Source organism: Streptomyces sp. UC4497 (assembly GCF_054871485.1).
Genome location: NZ_JBTYHB010000024.1, coordinates 1 through 20638 on the forward strand (window position 1 = coordinate 1; position 20638 = coordinate 20638).

General features: G+C 69.2%; 13 protein-coding genes and 1 tRNA gene. 11 read left to right on the plus strand and 3 right to left on the minus strand.

What is annotated here, in order from left to right:
- Positions 1–116: 116 nt before the first annotated feature.
- Entirely contained in the window at positions 117–782 is a 666-nt protein-coding gene (locus ACYSUO_RS28045) for a DegT/DnrJ/EryC1/StrS family aminotransferase (protein ID WP_461779103.1), read from the plus strand.
- A gap of 85 nt (positions 783–867) precedes the next feature.
- Positions 868–940: transfer RNA gene (locus ACYSUO_RS28050), tRNA-Thr, on the plus strand.
- A 63-nt stretch (positions 941–1003) separates the two neighbouring features.
- On the opposite strand, the gene ACYSUO_RS28055 is transcribed toward ACYSUO_RS28050, so the two are convergent.
- Entirely contained in the window at positions 1004–3625 is a 2622-nt protein-coding gene (locus ACYSUO_RS28055) for a SpoIIE family protein phosphatase (RefSeq protein ID WP_461779027.1), read from the minus strand.
- A gap of 379 nt (positions 3626–4004) precedes the next feature.
- On the opposite strand from ACYSUO_RS28055, the gene ACYSUO_RS28060 reads away from it, so the two are divergent.
- From ACYSUO_RS28060 to ACYSUO_RS28100, 9 genes are all read left to right on the plus strand, one after another.
- Positions 4005–9566, plus strand: coding sequence for a HAMP domain-containing protein (locus ACYSUO_RS28060; RefSeq protein ID WP_461779028.1), 5562 nt, complete (start codon positions 4005–4007; stop codon positions 9564–9566).
- A 274-nt stretch (positions 9567–9840) separates the two neighbouring features.
- The gene (locus ACYSUO_RS28065) at positions 9841–10521 is read left to right on the plus strand and encodes a response regulator (protein ID WP_326014117.1); all 681 of its coding nucleotides are present in this window, start codon (positions 9841–9843) and stop codon (positions 10519–10521) included.
- Positions 10522–10677: 156 nt separating this feature from the next.
- Positions 10678–13449 (plus strand): DNA translocase FtsK, encoded by a 2772-nt coding sequence (locus ACYSUO_RS28070; protein ID WP_461779029.1) that lies wholly within the window; start codon positions 10678–10680, stop codon positions 13447–13449.
- Between the two features lie 217 nt (positions 13450–13666).
- On the plus strand, positions 13667–14521 hold the full coding sequence (locus ACYSUO_RS28075; RefSeq protein ID WP_461779030.1) for a helix-turn-helix domain-containing protein: 855 nt from the start codon (positions 13667–13669) through the stop codon (positions 14519–14521).
- Between the two features lie 65 nt (positions 14522–14586).
- A complete protein-coding gene (rimO, locus tag ACYSUO_RS28080; RefSeq protein WP_461779031.1) occupies positions 14587–16047 on the plus strand; it encodes a 30S ribosomal protein S12 methylthiotransferase RimO in 1461 nt (486 codons plus the stop codon).
- Positions 16044–16724, plus strand: a complete 681-nt coding sequence (gene pgsA, locus ACYSUO_RS28085) for a CDP-diacylglycerol--glycerol-3-phosphate 3-phosphatidyltransferase (protein ID WP_461779032.1) — start codon at positions 16044–16046, stop codon at positions 16722–16724. Before rimO ends, pgsA begins: the two co-directional genes overlap by 4 nt.
- Positions 16721–17290 carry a CinA family protein gene (locus ACYSUO_RS28090; RefSeq protein WP_461779033.1) on the plus strand — a complete coding sequence of 190 codons (570 nt, stop codon included), beginning with the start codon at positions 16721–16723 and terminating at the stop codon, positions 17288–17290. Before pgsA ends, ACYSUO_RS28090 begins: the two co-directional genes overlap by 4 nt.
- Positions 17291–17399: 109 nt before the next feature.
- Complete coding sequence (locus tag ACYSUO_RS28095) at positions 17400–17780, plus strand: helix-turn-helix domain-containing protein (RefSeq protein WP_188336490.1); 381 nt, start codon at positions 17400–17402, stop codon at positions 17778–17780.
- A 197-nt stretch (positions 17781–17977) separates the two neighbouring features.
- Complete coding sequence (locus tag ACYSUO_RS28100) at positions 17978–18451, plus strand: Dps family protein (RefSeq protein WP_266714908.1); 474 nt, start codon at positions 17978–17980, stop codon at positions 18449–18451.
- Positions 18452–18866: 415 nt separating this feature from the next.
- On the opposite strand, the gene ACYSUO_RS28105 is transcribed toward ACYSUO_RS28100, so the two are convergent.
- A complete protein-coding gene (locus tag ACYSUO_RS28105; protein WP_461779034.1) occupies positions 18867–19643 on the minus strand; it encodes an SDR family NAD(P)-dependent oxidoreductase in 777 nt (258 codons plus the stop codon).
- A gap of 88 nt (positions 19644–19731) precedes the next feature.
- A complete protein-coding gene (locus tag ACYSUO_RS28110) occupies positions 19732–20538 on the minus strand; it encodes an Fpg/Nei family DNA glycosylase (RefSeq protein WP_461779035.1) in 807 nt (268 codons plus the stop codon).
- Between the last annotated feature and the right edge of the window lie 100 nt (positions 20539–20638).

A 20638-nucleotide genomic window follows, 5' to 3' on the forward strand; every position in this document is an offset into this window, starting at 1 on the left:
ATTTTATAAAAGAGCTGGTCCCCGAACCTTTTGGTTCGGGGACTAGCTCTTTTTTGTTGCGCTTCACCCGTCGTTCACGTCGCCTGGGCACGATCCGAGGCATGGGCACAGTTGAAATGCTGCGAGCCGCAGGTGTCGGTACCGGGGACGAAGTCATCGTGCCGGCCTTCGGGAACACCGAGGTGGCGGAGGACGTCGTGCGGGCGGGGGCCGTGCCGGTCTTCGCCGACATTCACCCGGAGACGTACTGCATCGATCCCACCCACGTAGCCGCAGGCGTGAGCGCACGCACCGCCGCGGTCGTCGCCGTGCACCGCTTTGGGCACCGGGCGGATCTCGCCCGGCTGCGGGAGCTGGGCCGGCGGCACGGCCTGCTCGTGCTGGAGGAGCCGGGCGAGTCTGAGAAGTCGTACGACGAGGTGGCTCAACGCCGCGTGCACGCCGCCTATTTGAGCGCGCGGCTCACCGGCGTACGGACGCCTGTCGGGCAGGAAGGGCACACGTATCAGCAGTACGTGGTGCGGGTGCCCGGTAATGGGCGGCCGGATCGGGACGCTTTCGCCCGGGTGTTGCGCGGGAAGGGCGTCGAGTGCCGGGTGCCGGTGAAGACGCCGGTGCACCGACTGCCGGGTTTCCGGTTCGACATCACGCTGCCGGAAACCGAGCTGGCCGCCGACGAGACGCTTGCTCTGCCGGTCGAAGCCACCATGTCCCGGCGGCAGTTGCAGCGGGTCGTGCAGGCCTGCAACGCATTGGGTGGACTGCTGCAGCCGGCGTTCTAGCGACGCCCTGGTGGGTGGTTCAGAGAGGTCTCAACATCAGGTAAGCTTTATGTCGTTGCCGAGCGGGAAACCGCGAAAGCGACAGGCCCCTATAGCTCAGTCGGTAGAGCGTCTCCATGGTAAGGAGAAGGTCAGCGGTTCGATTCCGCTTGGGGGCTCGTTTAATTAAGGCCTCCGCCCAATGGGCGGAGGCCTTTTTCGTTTCCCCCGCCCCGGGGGCCTCAGTCGTGGTGCAGGCCCGGCACGCGCATCGCGAGGATCGCCATGTCGTCCGACGGGGCGTCAGCGGCGAAGCGCTCCACCGCGCGCATGATGCGGGCGGCAACGGCCCCCGCGGTAAGGCCCGTACAGGTGGAGAGGACATCCGCGAGGCCGTCGTCGCCGAGCATGCGGCTGCCCTCGCGGCGCTCCGTGATGCCGTCCGTGACGCAGAGCAGGACGTCGCCCGGGTCGAGCGTCAGCGTCTGCTCGTACAGCTCCAGATCGTCCATGACGCCGAGGAGCGGCTGGGGCTCCGCGTACGGGGCGACGGTGCCGTCCTGGCGCAGGCGGAGAGGGAGGGGGTGGCCCGCGCAGACCATCTTCAGGATTGCCGAGCCGTCCTCCTGCGGCCACAACTCCCCGTAGAGCAGGGTCAGGAAGCGGCTGCGGGCGCCCTCGTCGAGGATCGCCGCGTTCAGGCGCTCCAGGACCGCAGGGCCGCCGAAGCCCTCGCGGGCGAGCAGGCGCAGGGCGTGGCGGGCCAGGCCGGTGACGGCCGCCGCCTCCGGGCCCGTGCCGCAGACGTCGCCGATGGCGAAGCCGTACGCGCCGTCCCGGATGGGGAACAGGTCGTAGAAGTCGCCGCCCACCTCGTTGCCCTCGCCGGCCGCGCGGTAGATGACCTCCACCTCGACGCCGGGGACGTCGGGGAGCTCCGGGGGCAGGAGGCTGCGCTGGAGGGACTGGCTGATCGCCATGCGCTCCGAGTACAGGCGCGCGTTGTCGAGGGCCAGGGCGGCCCTGCGGCTCAAGTCCTCGGCCAGCTCCAGGATTTCCTGGCGGAAGTGTTCGTCCGTCGGCTTGCCGAGGGTCAGCATGCCGATGACGCGGTTGCGTGCCACCAGGGGGAGCACGACGGTCTCGCCGCCGACCGCGGAAGCCGTCTGGAGCGTGGTGCCGATGCCGGAGCTGACGCTGGCCGGTTCGCCGAGTCCCAGGCTTCTCATGGACGTACGGAGAGCCGCCTGGTGGGCCGCTTCGGCGGGGGCCGCCCAGACGCGGGCGCCAGGAGTCGGGACCGGGTCCGGTGGGGCGATCTTCGAGAGGAGCGCCTTCAGACCGTCGATGCGCTCCTCGTCCTCGTGCAGCACATAGGAGAGGTACGGCTCCGAGGCCTGGTCGGCGATCGTGTAGACCGCGCACCACGTGGCGAGGGTCGGGACCGTCATCTGGGCCATGAGCGCCAGGGTTTGGTCCCTGTCGAGCGTGCCCGCCAGGAGGTCGGAGGCTTCGACGAGGAAGCTGAGCGAGCCGCGGCGGAGCTTTTCGAGTTCGCCGAGGCGGGCCGACTCGACGGCCAGCGCGATGCGGTCGGCGGCGAACTGCAGGCGTAGCGCCTCTTCGTTCGAGTAGCGGTCCGGCGCCTCGGCCGCGACGCCCAGGGAGCCCGTGAGGCGGCCCTCGACCTTGAGGGGGACCGTGACGACCGAGCGCATGCCCGTGCCGTTCAAGAGCGGGACCGCGCCGGGGACTTGAGTCAGGTCCTCGTGGACGGCGGGCATACGGGCCGAGCCGTAGCGGTTGGGGCCGACTTCGACGGGCACGCGCGCGAAGCGCTGCCGTGCGGAGGGCAGGCCGGTCGAGGCGCGGACCTCCAGCTCCGTCTCGTCGTCCGTGGCGAGCAGCAGGAACGCGGAGTCGCCGTCGAGCATGTCGCGGGCGCGCTCGACGGTGCGCTGGAGCAGCCCGTCGAGGTCGTCGGGCGCCGGCGAGCCGATGAAGACCTCGAACGGGTCCGAGCCCTGGCTGTCGGAGTGCGTCGCCGAGTCGGGCGAGGGGAGGCGCAGCGGGGTCTGGAGGATGGCCCGCTCGTGATCGCGTACCAGGAGGCACACGGTCGACGGGTCGCCGTCGGTGTCGCGTACGCGCAGATGCGAGGCGTACACGGGCGTCACGCGGCCGTTGACGGTGCGGATGCCGTAGCTGCCCTCCCAGCGGGAGAGTTGCAGCGCGTCGACGATGCCGGTGCTGGTGCCGGGCGTGTGCGGCCATGCCGCGAAGTCCGTGAGGGGCTTGCCGGTGACCTGCTCGGCCGCGTAGCCGAAGAGCTCCTCCGCGTCCTCGTTCCACCCGGTGATCGCGCCGACCCGGTCGATCTGGACGACGGCCACGCGGACCCGCTCGTCCGCGAGGGGGAGGAGGTCGGTGGGGAGGTTGGGGCCCGCGGCGCGGGTGCCCACCGAGCGCTCGGGCAGGTCGAGTTGGAACCAGACCCGCTTGTGGGTGGCCGAATAGTCGACGCCCCAGCGGCCGGCGAGCGCGGCGCAGAGCTGGAGGCCGCGGCCGCCCTCGCGGTCGGGGCTGCCCATGTTCATGGCGGACGACTGCAGCGGAATCTCGCGCTCCGGGTAGCGGTCGGAGACCTCGATCCGGACGTGATCCTCACTCCGTAGACACAGAACCTCCGCGGATGTGCCCGCGTGGACTACGGCATTTGTCACGAGTTCGCTGGTCAGAACGACGGCGTCGTCGATGATGTCGGCATGGCCCCACCCTTGGAGGGTGTCGCGTACGAAGGAGCGGGCGGTCGCGACGGATCGCCCGACCGGTTCGAAAGTGGCAGCCGCGCGCGCGGTGATCACAGAACTCCCTGTACGAGTTGTACTCGTTGTCCGAGTGTCGAGGCCCAGGTCTCCCGTACCCATGTCTCGGCCGCCCCTCCGATGCCCGCTCGTTTTCCGCCACCGCCCAGGCCGGGCAGACCGGGGTGGGTGGACAGCCGCATGCAAGGTTACTTACCTTCGCGGTCCATGCGGATGCCGGTCGTCTGTGTTTCCCGCCCGGAGGGTGTGCGGGCGGTGTGCGAAGCTGCCGAACTGTTATGGCCTGGTTCAGCCATGGTGAAACACTGGGCAAGCTTCCATAGAAGAACGCATTGAAGTGCCGATGCGGCGGTAGAAGCGAATCCGAGAAACCCGAGCTACCCGAGCAGTACAGGTCGACCCCTGCGGGAGGGACACAGTGGAGTCTGGCGCAGCGACGCGGAGCAAGAAGACGCGCGCAGAAGACGGACAGTCCCTGGCAAAACAGCGCAAATCGCGCGGTGGCAGTGGCACGACGACGGTGGATACCGCGGCGCTGAACAGGCTGCTCGCAGGTCTTGTCGCGATGAGAGACGGCAATTTCCGCAAGCGCCTGACCGTCAGCGGCGACGGCGTGATGTCGGAGATCGCGGCGGTCTTCAATGAGGTGGCCGACCGAAATCTGCACCTGACGGGTGAGATGTCGCGCGTGCGCCGCATGGTCGGGCGTGAGGGCAAGCTCACCGAGCGGCTCGAGACGGGCGCCTGCGAGGGCTCTTGGGCCACCGCGATCAATGCGTCCAATGCGCTCGTGGACGACCTCGTACGACCCGTCTCCGAGGTCGGGAGGGTGCTCTCTGCGGTCGCGGACGGCGACCTGTCGCCCCGTATGGAGCTGCGGGCCCAGGTGCCGGAAGGGAAGCCCGAGGGGCACGGGCATCCGCTGCGCGGCGAGTTCCTGAAGGTCGGCCGGACCGTCAACAACCTGGTCGATCAGCTCTCCACGTTCACCGACGAGGTCACGCGCGTGGCCAGTGAGGTGGGCACCGAGGGCAAGCTCGGTGGGCAGGCGCGCGTACGCGGAATGTCCGGTTCGTGGAAGGATCTCACGGATTCGGTCAACACGATGGCGTACCGGCTGACCGCACAGGTACGTGACATTGCTCTCGTCACCACCGCCGTGGCCAAGGGTGACTTGTCCCGGAAGGTCACGGTTCACGTCGCGGGCGAGATGCTCGAGCTCAAGAACACCGTGAACACGATGGTGGACCAGCTGTCGTCGTTCTCCTCCGAGGTCACGCGTGTGGCCCGCGAAGTGGGCACGGAGGGTGAACTCGGCGGCCAGGCGCAGGTGCCCGGTGTGGCCGGAGTGTGGAAGGACCTCACCGATTCGGTGAACCTCATGGCCGGCAACCTGACCGCGCAGGTGCGTGGAATCGCTCAGGTCACGACGGCCGTGGCCAACGGTGATCTGTCGCAGAAGGTCACGGTGTCGGCGCGCGGCGAGGTCGCCCAGCTGGCCGAGACCATCAACCAGATGACGGAGACCCTGCGTACCTTCGCGGACGAGGTCACGCGTGTGGCGAACGAGGTCGGCGCCGAGGGGCAGCTCGGCGGCCAGGCCAATGTGCCGGGAGCCGCGGGCACGTGGAAGGACCTCACCGATTCGGTGAACACGGTTTTCCGGAACCTCACAACTCAGGTGCGGGACATCGCGACCGTCACGACGGCGGTGGCGAACGGTGATCTGTCGCAGAAGGTCACCGTCGACGTCGCGGGCGAGATGCTCGAGCTGAAGAACACCGTGAACACGATGGTGGACCAGCTCTCCGCCTTCGGTTCCGAAGTCACGCGGGTGGCCCGGGAGATCGGTGTCGAGGGTGAGCTCGGCGGCCAGGCCCTCGTGCCGGGCGCGGCCGGTACGTGGAAGGACCTGACCGACTCCGTCAACACCGCGTTCCGGAACCTCACCGGACAGGTGCGCAACATCGCCCAGGTGACGACGGCGGTGGCGAACGGTGATCTGTCGCAGAAGGTCACCGTCGACGTATCCGGCGAGATGCTCCAGCTGAAGAACACCGTGAACACGATGGTGGACCAGCTGTCGAGCTTCGCCGACCAGGTGACGCGGATGGCGCGTGACGTGGGCACGGAGGGCCGCCTCGGCGGTCAGGCCCGCGTGGACGGCGTGAGCGGCACGTGGAAGGAACTGACCGACTCCGTCAACTTCATGGCCGGAAACCTGACTTCACAGGTACGGCAGATCGCTCAGGTCACGACGGCGGTGGCGCGTGGTGACCTGTCGCAGAAGATCGACGTGGACGCGCGCGGCGAGATCCTGGAGCTGAAGAACACCATCAACACGATGGTCGACCAGCTGTCCGCCTTCGCGGACCAGGTGACCCGGGTGGCCCGTGAGGTGGGCACAGAGGGCCGCCTGGGCGGCCAGGCGCAGGTGCCCGGCGTCGCCGGCGTGTGGCGCGATCTGACGGATTCCGTGAACGGCATGGCCGGCAACCTCACGGCCCAGGTGCGCAACATCGCCCAGGTCGCCACGGCGGTGGCGCGTGGTGACCTGTCGCAGAAGATCGACGTGGACGCGCGCGGCGAGATCCTGGAGCTGAAGAACACCCTCAACACGATGGTGGACCAGCTGTCCGCCTTCGCCGAGCAGGTCACGCGGGTCTCCCGCGAGGTGGGTACGGACGGCATCCTCGGCGGCCAGGCCGAGGTGCAGGGTGTGTCGGGTACGTGGAAGGACCTGACGCAGTCCGTGAACGGCATGGCCAACAACCTGACGCTTCAGGTGCGCAACATCGCCGAGGTCACGACGGCCGTGGCGCGCGGCGACCTGTCCAAGAAGATCACCGTCGACGCCAAGGGCGAGATCCTCGAACTCGTCACCACGGTGAACACGATGGTGGACCAGCTGTCGTCGTTCGCGGAGCAGGTGACCCGGGTGGCCCGTGAGGTGGGCACCGAGGGGCAACTGGGCGGTCAGGCAAGGGTTCCGGGTGTCACGGGCATCTGGAAGGACCTGAGCGACAACGTGAACCTGATGGCCAACAACCTGACCATGCAGGTGCGCAACATCTCCCAGGTCGCCAACGCGGTGGCCAACGGTGACCTGACCCGTCAGGTCACCATCGAGGCGCGCGGCGAGGTCGCACAGCTCGCCGACACGTTCAACACGATGGTGCGGACCCTGAGTTCGTTCGCCGACCAGGTCACCAAGGTGGCCCGCGAGGTGGGCACGGACGGCATCCTCGGCGGCCAGGCCCGCGTACCCGGAGTCTCCGGTACGTGGAAGGACCTGACCGAGTCCGTGAACGGCATGGCGTCGAACCTGACCGGACAGGTGCGCAACATCGCGATGGTCACGACCGCCATCGCCAAGGGCGACCTGACCAAGAAGATCGACATCGACGCGCGCGGCGAGATCCTCGAGCTGAAGACCACGATCAACACGATGGTCGACCAGCTGTCGTCGTTCGCCGAGCAGGTGACCAGGGTGGCCCGTGAGGTGGGCACCGAGGGCCAGCTGGGCGGCCAGGCGCGGGTGCGCGACGTGGACGGCACGTGGCGCGATCTGACCGAGTCGGTGAACGAGATGGCCGGGAACCTGACCCGTCAGGTGCGCGCCATCGCGGCCGTCGCCACCGCGGTGACCCGCGGCGACCTCAACCTCAAGATCGATGTCGATGCCGCGGGCGAGATCCAGGTCCTGCAGGACAACATCAACAAGATGATCTCGAACCTGCGCGACACCACGATCGCCAACGAGGAGCAGGACTGGCTCAAGGGCAACCTGGCCCGTATCTCGGGTCTGATGCAGGGCCGCCGCGACCTCGACGACGTGGCCGGGCTCATCATGAGCGAGCTGACGCCGGTGGTGTCGGCGCAGCACGGCGCGTTCTTCCTGGCGCTGCCGCTGGACGACAGCGCCGACGCGGCGGTCGCGGACGAGGACGCGTACGAGCTGCGCATGTGCGGGAGCTACGGCTACTCCATGGGCTCCATGCCGACGGCCTTCCGGCCCGGCGAGACGCTCATCGGGACGGCCGCGCAGGAGCGGCGCACGATCCTTGTGGACAACGCGCCCAGCGGCTACCTGAAGATCGCCTCCGGGCTCGGTGAGGCGCCTCCGGCGCAGGTCATCGTGATCCCCGTGCTGTTCGAGGACACGGTGCTCGGTGTGATCGAGCTGGCGTCGTTCACGCCGTTCACGCAGATCCAGAAGGACTTCCTGAACCAGATCGCCGAGATGATCGCGACGAGCGTCAACACGATCTCCGTCAATACGAAGACGGAGGTCCTGCTGAGGCAGTCGCAGGAGTTGACCGAGCAGCTCCGTGAGCGCTCCGCCGAGCTGGAGAACCGGCAGAAGGCCCTCCAGGCGTCCAACGCCGAGCTGGAGGAGAAGGCCGAACTGCTCGCCCAGCAGAACCGCGACATCGAGGTGAAGAACACCGAGATCGAGGACGCGCGGCAGGTCCTGGAGGAGCGCGCCGAGCAGCTCGCCGTCTCGATGCGCTACAAGAGCGAGTTCCTCGCCAACATGTCGCACGAGCTGCGCACGCCGCTCAACTCGCTGCTCATCCTTGCCAAGTTGCTGGCGGACAACGCCGACGCGAACCTCACCCCGAAGCAGGTCGAGTTCGCCGAGACGATCCACGGAGCGGGCTCCGACCTGCTCCAGCTGATCAACGACATCCTGGACCTGTCGAAGGTCGAGGCGGGCAAGATGGACGTCTCGCCGACACGCATCGCCCTGGTGCAGCTTGTCGACTACGTAGAGGCCACGTTCCGGCCGCTGACCGCGGAGAAGCAACTCGACTTCTCCGTAAGGGTGTCGCCGGAACTGCCCACTACGTTGCACACCGACGAACAGCGGCTCCTTCAGGTGCTGCGCAACCTGCTCTCCAACGCGGTGAAGTTCACCGACTCCGGTGCGGTCGAGCTCGTCATCAGGCCGGCCGGCGCCGACGTCCCGAACGCGATCCGTGAACAGCTGCTGGAAGCGGGCTCGTTGACCGAGGTCGACGGCGATGTGATCGCCTTCTCGGTGACCGACACCGGCATCGGCATCGCGGCCAGCAAGATGCGCGTCATCTTCGAGGCGTTCAAGCAGGCCGACGGCACGACGAGCCGCAAGTACGGCGGTACGGGCCTCGGCCTGTCCATCAGCCGCGAGATCGCCCGCCTCCTGGGCGGCGAGATCCACGCGCAGAGCGAGCCCGGACGCGGCTCGACCTTCACGCTGTACCTGCCGATGCACCCGAGCGAACTGCCGCCCCAGGGGTACGCGCAGCTCGCGCCGACCATCGAACCGGGGGAGCGGCTCGCGCTCGACGCGGCGCCCGAGCCCGCCGAGGTGGAGACCCCGGCCGAGGTGCGGTCCTACCAGGACACCCAGAACGGGCCGGCGGCGCTGTTCCGGCGCCGTCGCAGGTCGACCCCGCCGAACTCGGCGCCGCCCGAGCGGACGGCGTTGCAGGGGCCGCTGCAGGGCCAGCCGCTGCCCGCTCAGGAGCGCGCGGACGAGCACTGGGACGGCGGCGGCACGGCGGGTGCGACGGGCGAGGCAGAGCAGAGTGCGCCCACGCCCCGGCACGGGCTGTTGTTCGGCGGCGAGAAGGTGCTCATCGTCGATGACGACATCCGTAACGTGTTCGCGCTCACCAGCGTCCTGGAGCAGCAGGGCCTCTCGGTCCTGTACGCGGAGAACGGGCGCGAGGGCATCGAAGTCCTCGAACAGCACGACGATGTGACAGTGGTGCTGATGGACATCATGATGCCGGAGATGGACGGCTACGCGACGACGACGGCGATCCGTAGGATGCCGCAGTTCGCCGGGCTGCCGATCATCGCGCTCACCGCGAAGGCGATGAAGGGCGACCGGGAGAAGGCCATCGAGTCGGGCGCTTCCGACTACGTTACGAAGCCGGTCGACCCGGATCATCTGCTCTCTGTGATGGAGCGGTGGATGCATGGTGAGTGACCGGAAACCGGAATGTTCAAGATGAGTTGCTGACTGAGTGTGGTCGAAGCCGTGTAGAGGCGCGGGATTCGGGGAACCTTCTGGTCTCCCACCGCGTTTCTGCTACGTGCACGGTGACATCGCGGTGACAGGGTGTGGCGACAGGCGGGGTGCGGCTACCATGACCGGCACAAGGACGGACGACGCAAGGGAGTCGTCCCCTGGGGTGGCGAAAGGAGCCTCCCCGAGTCCTGCGGACAGGGGCGGCCCCATGCCGGGGCGAGGAGGGCGGGCCATGGTGCAGAAGGCCAAGATCCTCCTGGTCGATGACCGGCCGGAGAATCTGCTGGCGCTGGAGGCCATCCTCTCCGCGCTCGATCAGACACTGGTACGGGCATCGTCCGGGGAGGAAGCGCTGAAGGCGCTGCTCACGGACGATTTCGCGGTCATTCTGCTGGACGTTCAGATGCCAGGAATGGACGGGTTCGAAACCGCGGCGCACATCAAGCGCCGCGAGCGGACACGGGACATCCCGATCATCTTCCTCACCGCGATCAACCACGGACCGCATCACACGTTCCGTGGCTACGCGGCGGGGGCGGTCGACTACATCTCCAAGCCGTTCGACCCCTGGGTGCTGCGCGCCAAGGTCTCGGTGTTCGTCGAGCTGTACATGAAGAACTGCCAGCTCCGGGAGCAGGCGGCGCTGCTGCGCCTCCAGCTGGAGGGCGGCGGCAAGGCCATCGGGGACACCAAGGAGCCGGCGGGCCTGCTCGCCGAGCTGTCGGCGCGGCTCGCCGCGGTCGAGGAGCAGGCCGAGGCGCTGTCGAAGCAGCTGGACGACGAGTCCGCGGACGCGGCGGCGGTGGCCACGGCGGCGCACCTGGAGCGCAAGCTCACGGGCCTGCGCAGGGCGCTCGACGCCCTGGAGCCCGGGACGGGCAGCGGAGCGCCCTCACTGCCGTCCCAGAACTGACGCGGCCGTCCCGGAACCGAGGCGGCCGCCCCGGAATCGGGGGCGGCGCTCGGGCTTTGAGGACACGTCAGTTTTCGCCCCGTCAGTTCGCGACACGATCGGGTGAAGCAGTGGGCACACGTGTCCAAGGTCGGCTCCCCCGGTAACCTCACACCTATGGCCTCACGTCCCGCAGCCAAGAAGTCGCCCGCGAAGAAGACGGCGGCGCCGACCAAGGCTCCGGCGAAGAAGGCCGCTGCCAAAAAAGCCCCCGCGAAGGCCGCGGCCAAGAAGCCGGCGCCCAAGAAGGCACCCGCCAAGAAGGCCGTGGCAAAGAAGCCCGCCCCCAAGGCGGCGCCCAATCCGACCGGGGGCCTGTACAAGCTCGTACGCGCCCTGTGGCTCGGCCTCGCGCACAGCGTGGGGGCGATGTTCCGCGGCATAGGGCGTGGCGCGAAGGGGCTCGACCCGGCACACCGCAAGGACGGGCTCGCTCTGCTGCTGCTCGGGATCGGGCTGATCTGTGCGGCCGGTACCTGGTCCAACCTGCAGGGCCCGGTCGGCGACCTCGTCGACATGCTGGTGACCGGCGCGTTCGGCCGCCTCGACCTGCTGGTGCCGATCCTGCTCGGGGTCATCGCCGTGCGCTTCATCCGGCACCCCGAGAAGCCCGAGGCCAACGGGCGGATCGTGATCGGCCTCTCCGCGCTCGTCATCGGTGTGCTCGGACAGGTCCACATCGCGTGCGGCTCACCCGCGCGCGGGGACGGCATGCGCGCCATAAGGGACGCGGGCGGGCTCATCGGCTGGGCCGCCGCGACGCCGCTGAGCTTCACGATGACCCAGGTGCTCGCGGTTCCGCTGCTCGTTCTGCTGACCGTGTTCGGGCTGCTCGTGGTGACCGCGACGCCCGTCAACGCCATTCCGCAGCGCCTGCACCAGCTCGGCGTGAAGCTCGGCGTCGTGCACGAGGACGCGGCCTATGCCGAGGCGGCGCCGGACGAGTACGACGACGAATGGCGCGAGGCCACGCCCGTGCGCTCGCGCAAGCGCCCCGCGGCCCCGGAGTCGTACGACCCGGACCGGGCCGAGGAGGAGGCGTTCGCCAAGCGGCGCAAGTCGCGGCGGTCCGTGCAGCCCGCGATGGAGCGGCCGATGGACGCGGTCGACGTGGCCGCGGCGGCGGCCGCCGCGCTCGACGGGGCGGTGCTGCACGGCATGCCGCCGTCGCCGCTCGTCGCGGACCTCACGCAGGGCGTCTCCGGTGAGGGCAACGGCGAGAGCAGCGGTGAGACGGCCACAGGAGACCGTTCGGCACCCGTGCCGGGGGCCAGGGTCAAGAAGACCCCGGCAGGCGCTCAGAAGGAGCCTGAGCCGACGCCCACGTCCCTCGGCGTGCCGGACCTCACCAAGGCCGCACCCGAGGCGAGGGGGGACCTGCCGCCGCGCGCCGAGCAGCTCCAGCTCGCCGGCGACATCACGTACGCGCTGCCGTCGCTCGACCTGCTCACCCGCGGTGGACCCGGCAAGTCGCGCAGCGCCGCCAACGACGCGGTCGTCGAGTCGCTGCAGACCGTCTTCACCGAGTTCAAGGTCGACGCGGGTGTCACAGGGTTCACGCGCGGCCCCACGGTCACGCGGTACGAGATCGAGCTCGGCCCCGCCGTGAAGGTCGAGAAGATCACGGCCCTGGCGAAGAACATCGCGTACGCCGTCGCGTCCCCCGACGTCCGGATCATCTCGCCGATCCCCGGCAAGTCCGCGGTCGGCATCGAGATCCCGAACACGGACCGCGAGATGGTCAACGTCGGCGACGTGCTGCGCCTCGCGGACGCGGCCGAGGACGATCACCCCATGCTGGTCGCGCTCGGCAAGGACGTCGAGGGCGGCTACGTGATGGCCAACATGGCGAAGATGCCGCACATCCTGGTCGCCGGTGCGACCGGTTCCGGTAAGTCGTCGTGCATCAACTGCCTGATCACCTCGATCATGATGCGGGCGACGCCCGAGGACGTCCGGATGGTCCTAGTCGACCCCAAGCGCGTGGAGCTGACCGCGTACGAGGGGATCCCGCACCTGATCACGCCGATCATCACCAACCCCAAGAAGGCCGCCGAGGCCCTTCAGTGGGTCGTGCGGGAGATGGATCTGCGCTACGACGACCTCGCGGCCTTCGGCTACCGGCACATCGATGACTTCAACCAGGCGGTCAAGGACGGCAAGCTCACCACGCCCGAGGGCAGTGAGCGGGAACTGAAGGCGTACCCGTATCTGCTGGTGATCGTCGATGAGCTCGCCGATCTGATGATGGTCGCGCCGAGGGACGTCGAGGACTCCATCGTCCGGATCACGCAGCTCGCGCGCGCGGCCGGCATCCACCTGGTCCTCGCCACGCAGCGTCCGTCGGTCGACGTCGTCACCGGCCTCATCAAGGCCAACGTGCCCTCGCGGCTCGCCTTCGCCACGTCCTCGCTCGCCGACAGCCGGGTCATCCTCGACCAGCCGGGCGCCGAGAAGCTCATCGGCAAGGGCGACGGCCTGTTCCTCCCCATGGGGGCGAACAAGCCGACCCGTATGCAGGGCGCTTTCGTCATAGAGGACGAGATCCACGCCATCGTGCAGCACTGCAAGGACCAGATGGCGCCCGTCTTCCGGGACGACGTCACGGTGGGCACCAAGCAGAAGAAGGAGATCGACGAGGACATCGGCGACGACCTGGACCTGCTGTGCGCGGCCGTCGAACTGGTCGTCTCCACGCAGTTCGGCTCGACCTCCATGCTGCAGCGCAAGCTGCGCGTGGGCTTTGCCAAGGCCGGGCGGCTGATGGACTTGATGGAATCGAGGAACATCGTCGGACCCAGTGAAGGTTCGAAGGCTCGAGACGTTCTTGTGAAAGCCGATGAACTAGAGGGAGTGCTCGCGGTGATCCGCGGGGAGGCTCAACCGTAAGGTGATCCCCTCGAACGACGTCACCCGTACGGGCATCGGAGCAACCGTTTCCTCATCGGCTACGTCAAGTTGAGGGGGAGACAGCCGCGTACGTCGCCAGCGGGATGGCAGGCCATTCTGATGGCGTACAAAGTCCGACCGCCCGGTTGCCTCACCCATTCACACCCCCCCTACACTGAACCTCCAGCAGGTGGCTACACGCTCGAAAGGCGCCCCCGTGTCCATCGGCAACTCCCCTGAAGACGACGCCCCTTCGGAAGACCGCATCCCGCACGCGGACGACGACCGGCCGTCGATCGGTCGTGCCCTTCAGCAGGCACGCGTCGACGCGGGTCTGACCGTCGACGAGGTAAGCCAGTCGACCCGGGTGCGCATTCCCATCGTGCAGGCCATCGAGCAGGACGATTTTTCGCGCTGCGGTGGTGACGTGTACGCACGTGGCCACATTCGTACGCTCGCGCGTGCCGTGGGCCTCGACCCCGAGCCGCTGCTCGACCAGTACGGCGACGAGCACGGCGGGCGTCCCGCGCCGACGCCGGCCACGCCGCTGTTCGAAACCGAGCGGATCCGTTCCGAGCCGCGCAGGCCGAACTGGACGGCCGCCATGGTCGCGGCGATCGTCGCGGTCGTCGCCTTCGTCGGCTACACCGCCTTCAGTGGCGGCGACAGCGACGGCGGCCAGCAGCAGGCCGCCGAAGGGTCCACCCCGGCGACCAGCAAGCCCACGACCAAGAAGCCGAGCCCCAGCACCAAGAAGCCCACCGACCCGAAGCCGGATCCGACCGACAGCGCGATCGCCGCGGCCCCCGCGGACAAGGTGACCGTCAAGGTCAGCGCGGCGGACGGGCGCAGCTGGATCTCCGCCAAGGACCACAACGGGCGGATCATGTTCGACGGGCTGCTGCAGGACGGCCAGACGAAGACCTTCCAGGACAACAAGAAGATCGACCTCGTGCTCGGTGACGCGGGCAACATCCAGCTGTATGTGAACGGCAAGCAGATCGAGGACGAGTTCAGGGCCGGGCAGGTCGAGCGGCTTTCGTACACGAAGGGTGACCCCGAGGTCGGCTGAGTCGTCGATCTTGCGGTAACCCCTCGCGGGTAGGGCTGTCAGTGGAACGAAGTAGTCTTGTTTCCATGCCCGAACGCCGTACCGTCGCACTTGTCACCCTTGGCTGCGCCCGTAACGAGGTGGACTCGGAGGAGCTCGCAGGCCGCTTGGAGGCGGACGGCTGGGAGCTCGTCGAGGACGCCGACGCAGCCGATGTCGCCGTCGTGAACACCTGTGGCTTCGTGGAGGCCGCGAAGAAGGACTCCGTCGACGCCCTCCTGGAAGCCAATGACCTCAAGGGTCATGGCAGAACGCGGGCGGTGGTTGCGGTCGGCTGCATGGCCGAGCGCTACGGCAAGGAGCTGGCCGAGGCGCTGCCCGAGGCCGACGGCGTGCTCGGTTTCGACGACTACGAGGACATCTCCGGCCGCCTCCAGACGATCCTGTCCGGGGGCAACGTGGAGGCGCATGCCCCGCGTGACCGCCGCAAGCTGCTGCCGATCAGCCCGGCCGAGCGCCAGGAGGCGGGCTCCGGGATCGCGCTGCCGGGGCACGCTCCGGTCGATCTTCCCGACGGGCTCGCGCCCGCGTCCGGGCCGCGTGCGCCGCTGCGGCGTCGGCTCGACGGCAACCCTGTGGCGTCCGTGAAGCTTGCCTCCGGCTGCGACCGGCGGTGCTCGTTCTGCGCCATCCCGTCGTTCCGCGGTTCGTTCATCTCGCGCCGTCCCAGCGACGTACTGAACGAGACGCGCTGGCTCGCCGAGCAGGGCGTCAAGGAGATCATGCTGGTCTCCGAGAACAACACGTCGTACGGCAAGGACCTGGGCGACATCCGGCTCCTGGAGTCGCTGCTGCCCGAGCTGGCCGGGGTCGACGGGATCGAGCGCGTGCGGGTCAGCTACCTGCAGCCGGCCGAGATGCGGCCGGGCCTGATCGACGTACTGACGGGGACCGAGAAGGTTGCCCCGTACTTCGACCTCTCCTTCCAGCACTCGGCGCCCGGCGTGCTGCGCGCGATGCGGCGCTTCGGTGACACCGACCGGTTCCTGGAGCTCCTCGACACCATTCGGTCCAAGGCACCGCAGGCAGGTGTCCGGTCGAACTTCATCGTGGGCTTCCCCGGCGAGAGCGAGGCCGACTACGCGGAGCTGGAGCGCTTCCTGAACGGCGCACGCCTGGACGCCATCGGTGTCTTCGGCTACTCCGACGAGGAGGGCACGGAAGCGGCGACGTACGAGGACAAGCTCGACGAGGACGTCGTCGCGCAGCGTCTCGCGCGCCTGTCCCGGCTCGCCGAGCAGCTGGTGTCGCAGCGCGCCGAGGAGCGCGTGGGCGAGACCGTGCAGGTGCTCGTCGAGTCCGTCGACGAGGAGGACGGTGTCGTCGGGCGCGGTGCCCACCAGGCACCCGAGACCGACGGGCAGGTGCGCCTCACGAGCGGCGCCGGTCTGACGATCGGCCGTATGGTCGAGGCAAAGGTGGTCGGCACCGAAGGTGTCGATCTCGTGGCCGAGCCGCTGGAGATCGCTGAGGAGGCGGACAGATGACCGGAGTCCCGGCGTCCGCTACGGGCGGGACCGGCAGGCCGTCGCCCGGAGGCAAGCTGGGTACTGCGGCCGTCAAACAGGCGAGCCTGTGGAACATCGCGAACATCCTGACCATGATCCGGCTCCTTCTGGTGCCGGGTTTCGTGGCGCTCATGCTGGCCGACGGCGGGTACGACCCGGCGTGGCGGGCCTGGGCGTGGGCGGCGTTCGCCGTTGCCATGATCACGGATGTCTTTGACGGGCATCTGGCGCGTTCGTACAACTTGGTCACCGATTTCGGAAAGATCGCCGACCCCATCGCCGACAAAGCGATCATGGGCGCCGCGCTGATCTGTCTCTCGTCGCTCGGTGATCTTCCGTGGTGGGTGACCGGTGTCATTCTCGGGCGCGAGCTCGGGATCACGCTGCTGCGATTCATCGTCATTCGCTACGGGGTCATTCCCGCCAGCCGCGGCGGCAAGGTGAAGACGCTCGCGCAGGGCACGGCAGTCGGCATGTACATCCTGGCGCTGACCGGGCCGCTCGCGACGCTGCGCTGGTGGGTGATGGCCGTCGCCGTCGCGCTCACCGTGGTGACCGGGCTCGACTATGTGCGGCAGGCCGTCGTGCTGCGGCGCGCGGGAATCGCCGAGTCGAAGGCCGCGGCGCAGGCGTCCGCGGAGGCTGCCGAGAAGTGACGTACGAGGCGGTCGAGGCGCTGCGCCTGTTGACGGAGCGGGGGGAGACCCTCGCCGTCGCCGAGTCGCTCACCGGCGGCCTGGTGGCCGCGGAGCTCGTGGCGGTGCCGGGGGCCTCCAAGGCCTTCCGCGGCTCCGTCACGGCGTACGCGACCGAGCTCAAGCACCGGCTGCTCGGCGTCGACGCAGGTCTGCTGGCCGCGCACGGGCCCGTGCACCCCGAGGTCGCGCTGGCCATGGCGGCCGGGGTGCGGGAGGCGCTGGGCGCGGACTGGGGCGTCGCCACGACCGGCGTAGCGGGGCCGGAGCCGCAGGGCGGGCAGCCGGTCGGGACCGTGTACGTGGCCGCGGTGGGGCCCGGAGCTGATCGTTCCGAGGGTGCGGCCGATTTCGCTGGTAGCCACAAAGTGGTGGCCCTGCGGTTGAACGGCGATCGGACGGAAATCCGTATGGAGAGTGTACGGAGCGTGCTCGGACTGCTCGTCGAAGAGCTGGTCGGGGCGCATTCCGGCGAACGTTCTGGGAAAGCGCGGGCACAGGATACGGAACAGAACGGGGGGTTTTGATGTTTGCAGCCCTGAGTGAACACGACATCGCTCCCCGCACGGCCGCGGCACGAGGCGGTACGGTGGGGCGTGAAGGATGCGGCTACGCGGTCCGAGGAGGGAGCCACCGATGATTCTGCTCCGTCGCCTGCTGGGTGACGTGCTGCGTCGGCAGCGCCAGCGCCAGGGCCGTACTCTGCGCGAAGTCTCCTCGTCCGCCCGAGTTTCGCTCGGCTATCTCTCCGAGGTGGAGCGGGGGCAGAAGGAGGCTTCCTCCGAGCTGCTCTCCGCGATCTGCGACGCGCTTGACGTACGGATGTCCGAGCTGATGCGGGAGGTGAGCGACGAGCTCGCTCTCGCCGAGCTGGCCGAGTCGGCAGCAGCGGTCCCGTCGGAGCCGGTGCCCGCACCGGTTCGTCCGATGCTCAATTCCGTCTCCGTGGCCGGCGTCCCGCCGGAACGTGTGACGATCAAGGCGCCTGCGGAGGCTGTGGACGTCGTAGCGGCGTAACGCCTGCGCTCAGCGTTCTGAGCCCAGTTTGAATGTGGGAAAGCCCCGGCCGGGAGGATCGGCCGGGGCTTTCTGCTGCGCGTTTTCGGGGTGCGTGGGCTGTGCACGAGCTGTGCGTGGGCGAGGGACCGACCCGATGTGTCCGTAATAGTCCGTGTGTGCCATTGTTGATGGTGGTTTCGATACGGAGGTGACGTATGGACGTCGTGAAGAGCCCGCTGCCCGATGGCGACCTGAAGACCGTCGGCGAGGCGCTGCAGGGTGCGCTCGTGGATCTGGTGGACCTGTCGCTCGTGGCGAAGCAGGTGCACTGGAACGTGGTCGGTCCGCGGTTCCGGTCGGTGCACCTTCAGCTCGACGAGGTCGTGGACACCGCCCGGCAGCACTCCGACACGGTGGCCGAGCGGGCCTCGACGCTGGGTGTCCCGCCGGACGGTCGCGCGAAGACCGTCGCGGACACCAGTGGCGTGGGAGTGGCCCCTGAGGGCTGGGTGAAGGACACGGACGCGGTGGGGACGCTCGTGGACGCGCTCGGCGCGGTCATCGCGCGGATGCGCGCGCGAGTGGACGCGACCGGTGAGGCGGATCCCGTGAGCCAGGACCTCTTCATCGGGATCACGGCCGACCTGGAGAAGCATCACTGGATGTTCCAGGCGGAGAATCGGGGCTGAGAGTCCCGGCACCTCGGCGCCCCGCGAGCCCGGCCTGATCCAAACGACAGGCCCGAGGGGCAGATTGGCTGTGGTCGTGGTCGTGGTCGTGGTCCGTGGTCCCGGAGGTCGTCGGGCGGAGGTGAGCGGTCGGTGGCGTGGGCTGGTTGGCGGATGCTTCGGTGGGCGCCGGCTGTCGTGTGCGGGGCGCTGTGGTGGTGGGGCGCCCTGCGGCTCGCCTTCGCGCCGGGCGCCGGGGCGTTCGAAGGGGCGCTCGTCGCCGGGGGCTGGGGCCTGAGCCTGCTGCCGGTGCATGCGCTGCCGAAGGCGCGCGCGGCCGGCGTGGCCGGGGCGCCCGGGCGACACGGCGCGCGGCGCGTGCGGACACGGGCCGTGCGCGCCGGGCGCGAGGTCGCCGGCGGAGTGTGGCGGCAGGTCACCAGGGCATGGCGACGCCCCCGTTCGGGCGGAGGATCTGGCCGGTCGTGAACGACGCGGCGTCCGAGGCGAGGTGCAGCACCGCGTGCGCGATGTCCTCCGCCTCGCCGACCCGGCCGAGCGGCGCCATGCGCACCATCAGGGCCTCGGTGTGGGCCTGCGCGCTCTCGTCGTGGCGGGACGTCATCGGCGTACGGATCCAGCCCGGCGCCACCGCGTTGACGCGGATGCCGTGCGCGCCGATCTCCGTGGCCAGCGTCTTCGTGAGCTGGACGACGGCGGCCTTCGCCGCGCCGTAGCAGAGCAGCCCCGGGCCGCCGGTGTCGATCGCGCCGGAGGCCATCGTGACGATGCTGCCGCGGGTGCCGGCCGCGATCATGGTGCGGGCCGCTTCCTGGCAGGCGTACAGAACGCCCTTGAAGTTGATGGCGAGCACGCGGTCCAGGTCCTCTTCGCGGGTCTCCAGGACCGTGCTGTTGTGCATGACTCCGGCGATGGCGGCCATGATGTCGAGGCCGCCGGAGGTGGTGTTCGCGCTCGCGACGGCTTCCGCGATCTGGGCGTGGTCGGCCACGTCGACGGTGTGGGTGTGGGCCGTGCCGCCGCTCTCCTTGATGAGGGCCGCGGTCTCGTGCAGGCCCTGTGCGTCGCGGTCGGCGCAGTGGACGGTGGCTCCGGCCTGCGCGAGGAGCGTCGCCGACGCGCGGCCGATGCCGCTCGCCGCGCCGGTGACGAATGCGGTGCGTCCGGTGAGGTCGTACGCAGTGAGGGGCATGCAGGGACCGTACGAGGTCGTCTGACGGGTCGTCAATTGTCGTGCGGTGGGTTCTGTTTGGCGACTGTGAGGGGGCGTCAGAGGTGGGCTACGCCGTGGGGGCCGGGCCCTGTTGGCAGTGGGGGCACCAGTACGTGGGGCGTTCGCGGGAGCCGTCGCCCTGGTTCGCCGTGCGGATGGGGGTGCGGCAGCGCAGGCACGGGCGGTGGGAGCGGCCGTAGACGTAGAGGCGTTCGTCGGGGCGGGGGCGGCCTGTGGTGACGCGGGCCGGGCGGTCGCGGTTGGCCTCGAGCAGTTTCTTCGCGAGGAGGGGGAGCCGGTCGGAGGTCTCGGCGGGCAGCTCGCCGACCGGGAGCCACGGGGTGACGCGCAGGAGGAAGCAGAGCTCGGACTTGTAGATGTTCCCGATGCCCGCGAGGTTGCGCTGGTCGAGGAGGGCCTCGCCGAGGGGGCGGGCGGGGTCGGTGAGGAGGTTGCGCAGCGCGGTGTCCGGGTCCCAGTCCGGGCCGAGGAGGTCCGGGCCCAGGTGGCCGACGGCCTTGGACTCCTCGGTGGTGCGCAGCAGTTCCAGGACCGGGAGCCGGTAGCCGACCGCGGTGCGGGTCTCGGTGCCGAGGATCGCGCGGATCTGGTGGGACGGACCGCCGCGCCAGCGCTCGCCCGGCGCGTAGATCTTCCACGAGCCGTCCATCCGCAGGTGCGAGTGGAGGGTGAGGCCGCCCTCGATCCGGGTCAGCAGATGCTTGCCGCGCGGGGTGACGTCCAGGACTGTGCGCCCGGTGAGGTCTGCTGTGGCGTACCGAGGGACACGCAGGTCGGAGCGGATGAGTACCTGGCCCGCGAGGGCGCTGTGCAGCCGCTTCGCCGCCTGCGCGACCGTGTCTCCTTCGGGCATGGGGTCAGGGTAGGCGGGTGTGGGGCGGAGTGGGCGGGGCGCGGTGCGTAGTGTGCGGTGTGGGGAACGACACGGGGCTCTGCCTCGGACCCCGCTGCTC

Bases quoted from the DNA above. Each gene is read 5' to 3' on its own strand.
- ACYSUO_RS28045 (WP_461779103.1), top strand. From the start codon at position 117: ATGCTGCGAGCCGCAGGTGTCGGTACCGGGGACGAAGTCATCGTGCCG.
- ACYSUO_RS28065 (WP_326014117.1), top strand. From the start codon at position 9,841: ATGGTGCAGAAGGCCAAGATCCTCCTGGTCGATGACCGGCCGGAGAAT.
- ACYSUO_RS28070 (WP_461779029.1), top strand. From the start codon at position 10,678: ATGGCCTCACGTCCCGCAGCCAAGAAGTCGCCCGCGAAGAAGACGGCG.
- rimO (WP_461779031.1), top strand. From the start codon at position 14,587: ATGCCCGAACGCCGTACCGTCGCACTTGTCACCCTTGGCTGCGCCCGT.
- pgsA (WP_461779032.1), top strand. From the start codon at position 16,044: ATGACCGGAGTCCCGGCGTCCGCTACGGGCGGGACCGGCAGGCCGTCG.
- ACYSUO_RS28095 (WP_188336490.1), top strand. From the start codon at position 17,400: ATGATTCTGCTCCGTCGCCTGCTGGGTGACGTGCTGCGTCGGCAGCGC.
- ACYSUO_RS28100 (WP_266714908.1), top strand. From the start codon at position 17,978: ATGGACGTCGTGAAGAGCCCGCTGCCCGATGGCGACCTGAAGACCGTC.
- ACYSUO_RS28105 (WP_461779034.1), bottom strand. From the start codon at position 19,643: ATGCCCCTCACTGCGTACGACCTCACCGGACGCACCGCATTCGTCACC.
- ACYSUO_RS28110 (WP_461779035.1), bottom strand. From the start codon at position 20,538: ATGCCCGAAGGAGACACGGTCGCGCAGGCGGCGAAGCGGCTGCACAGC.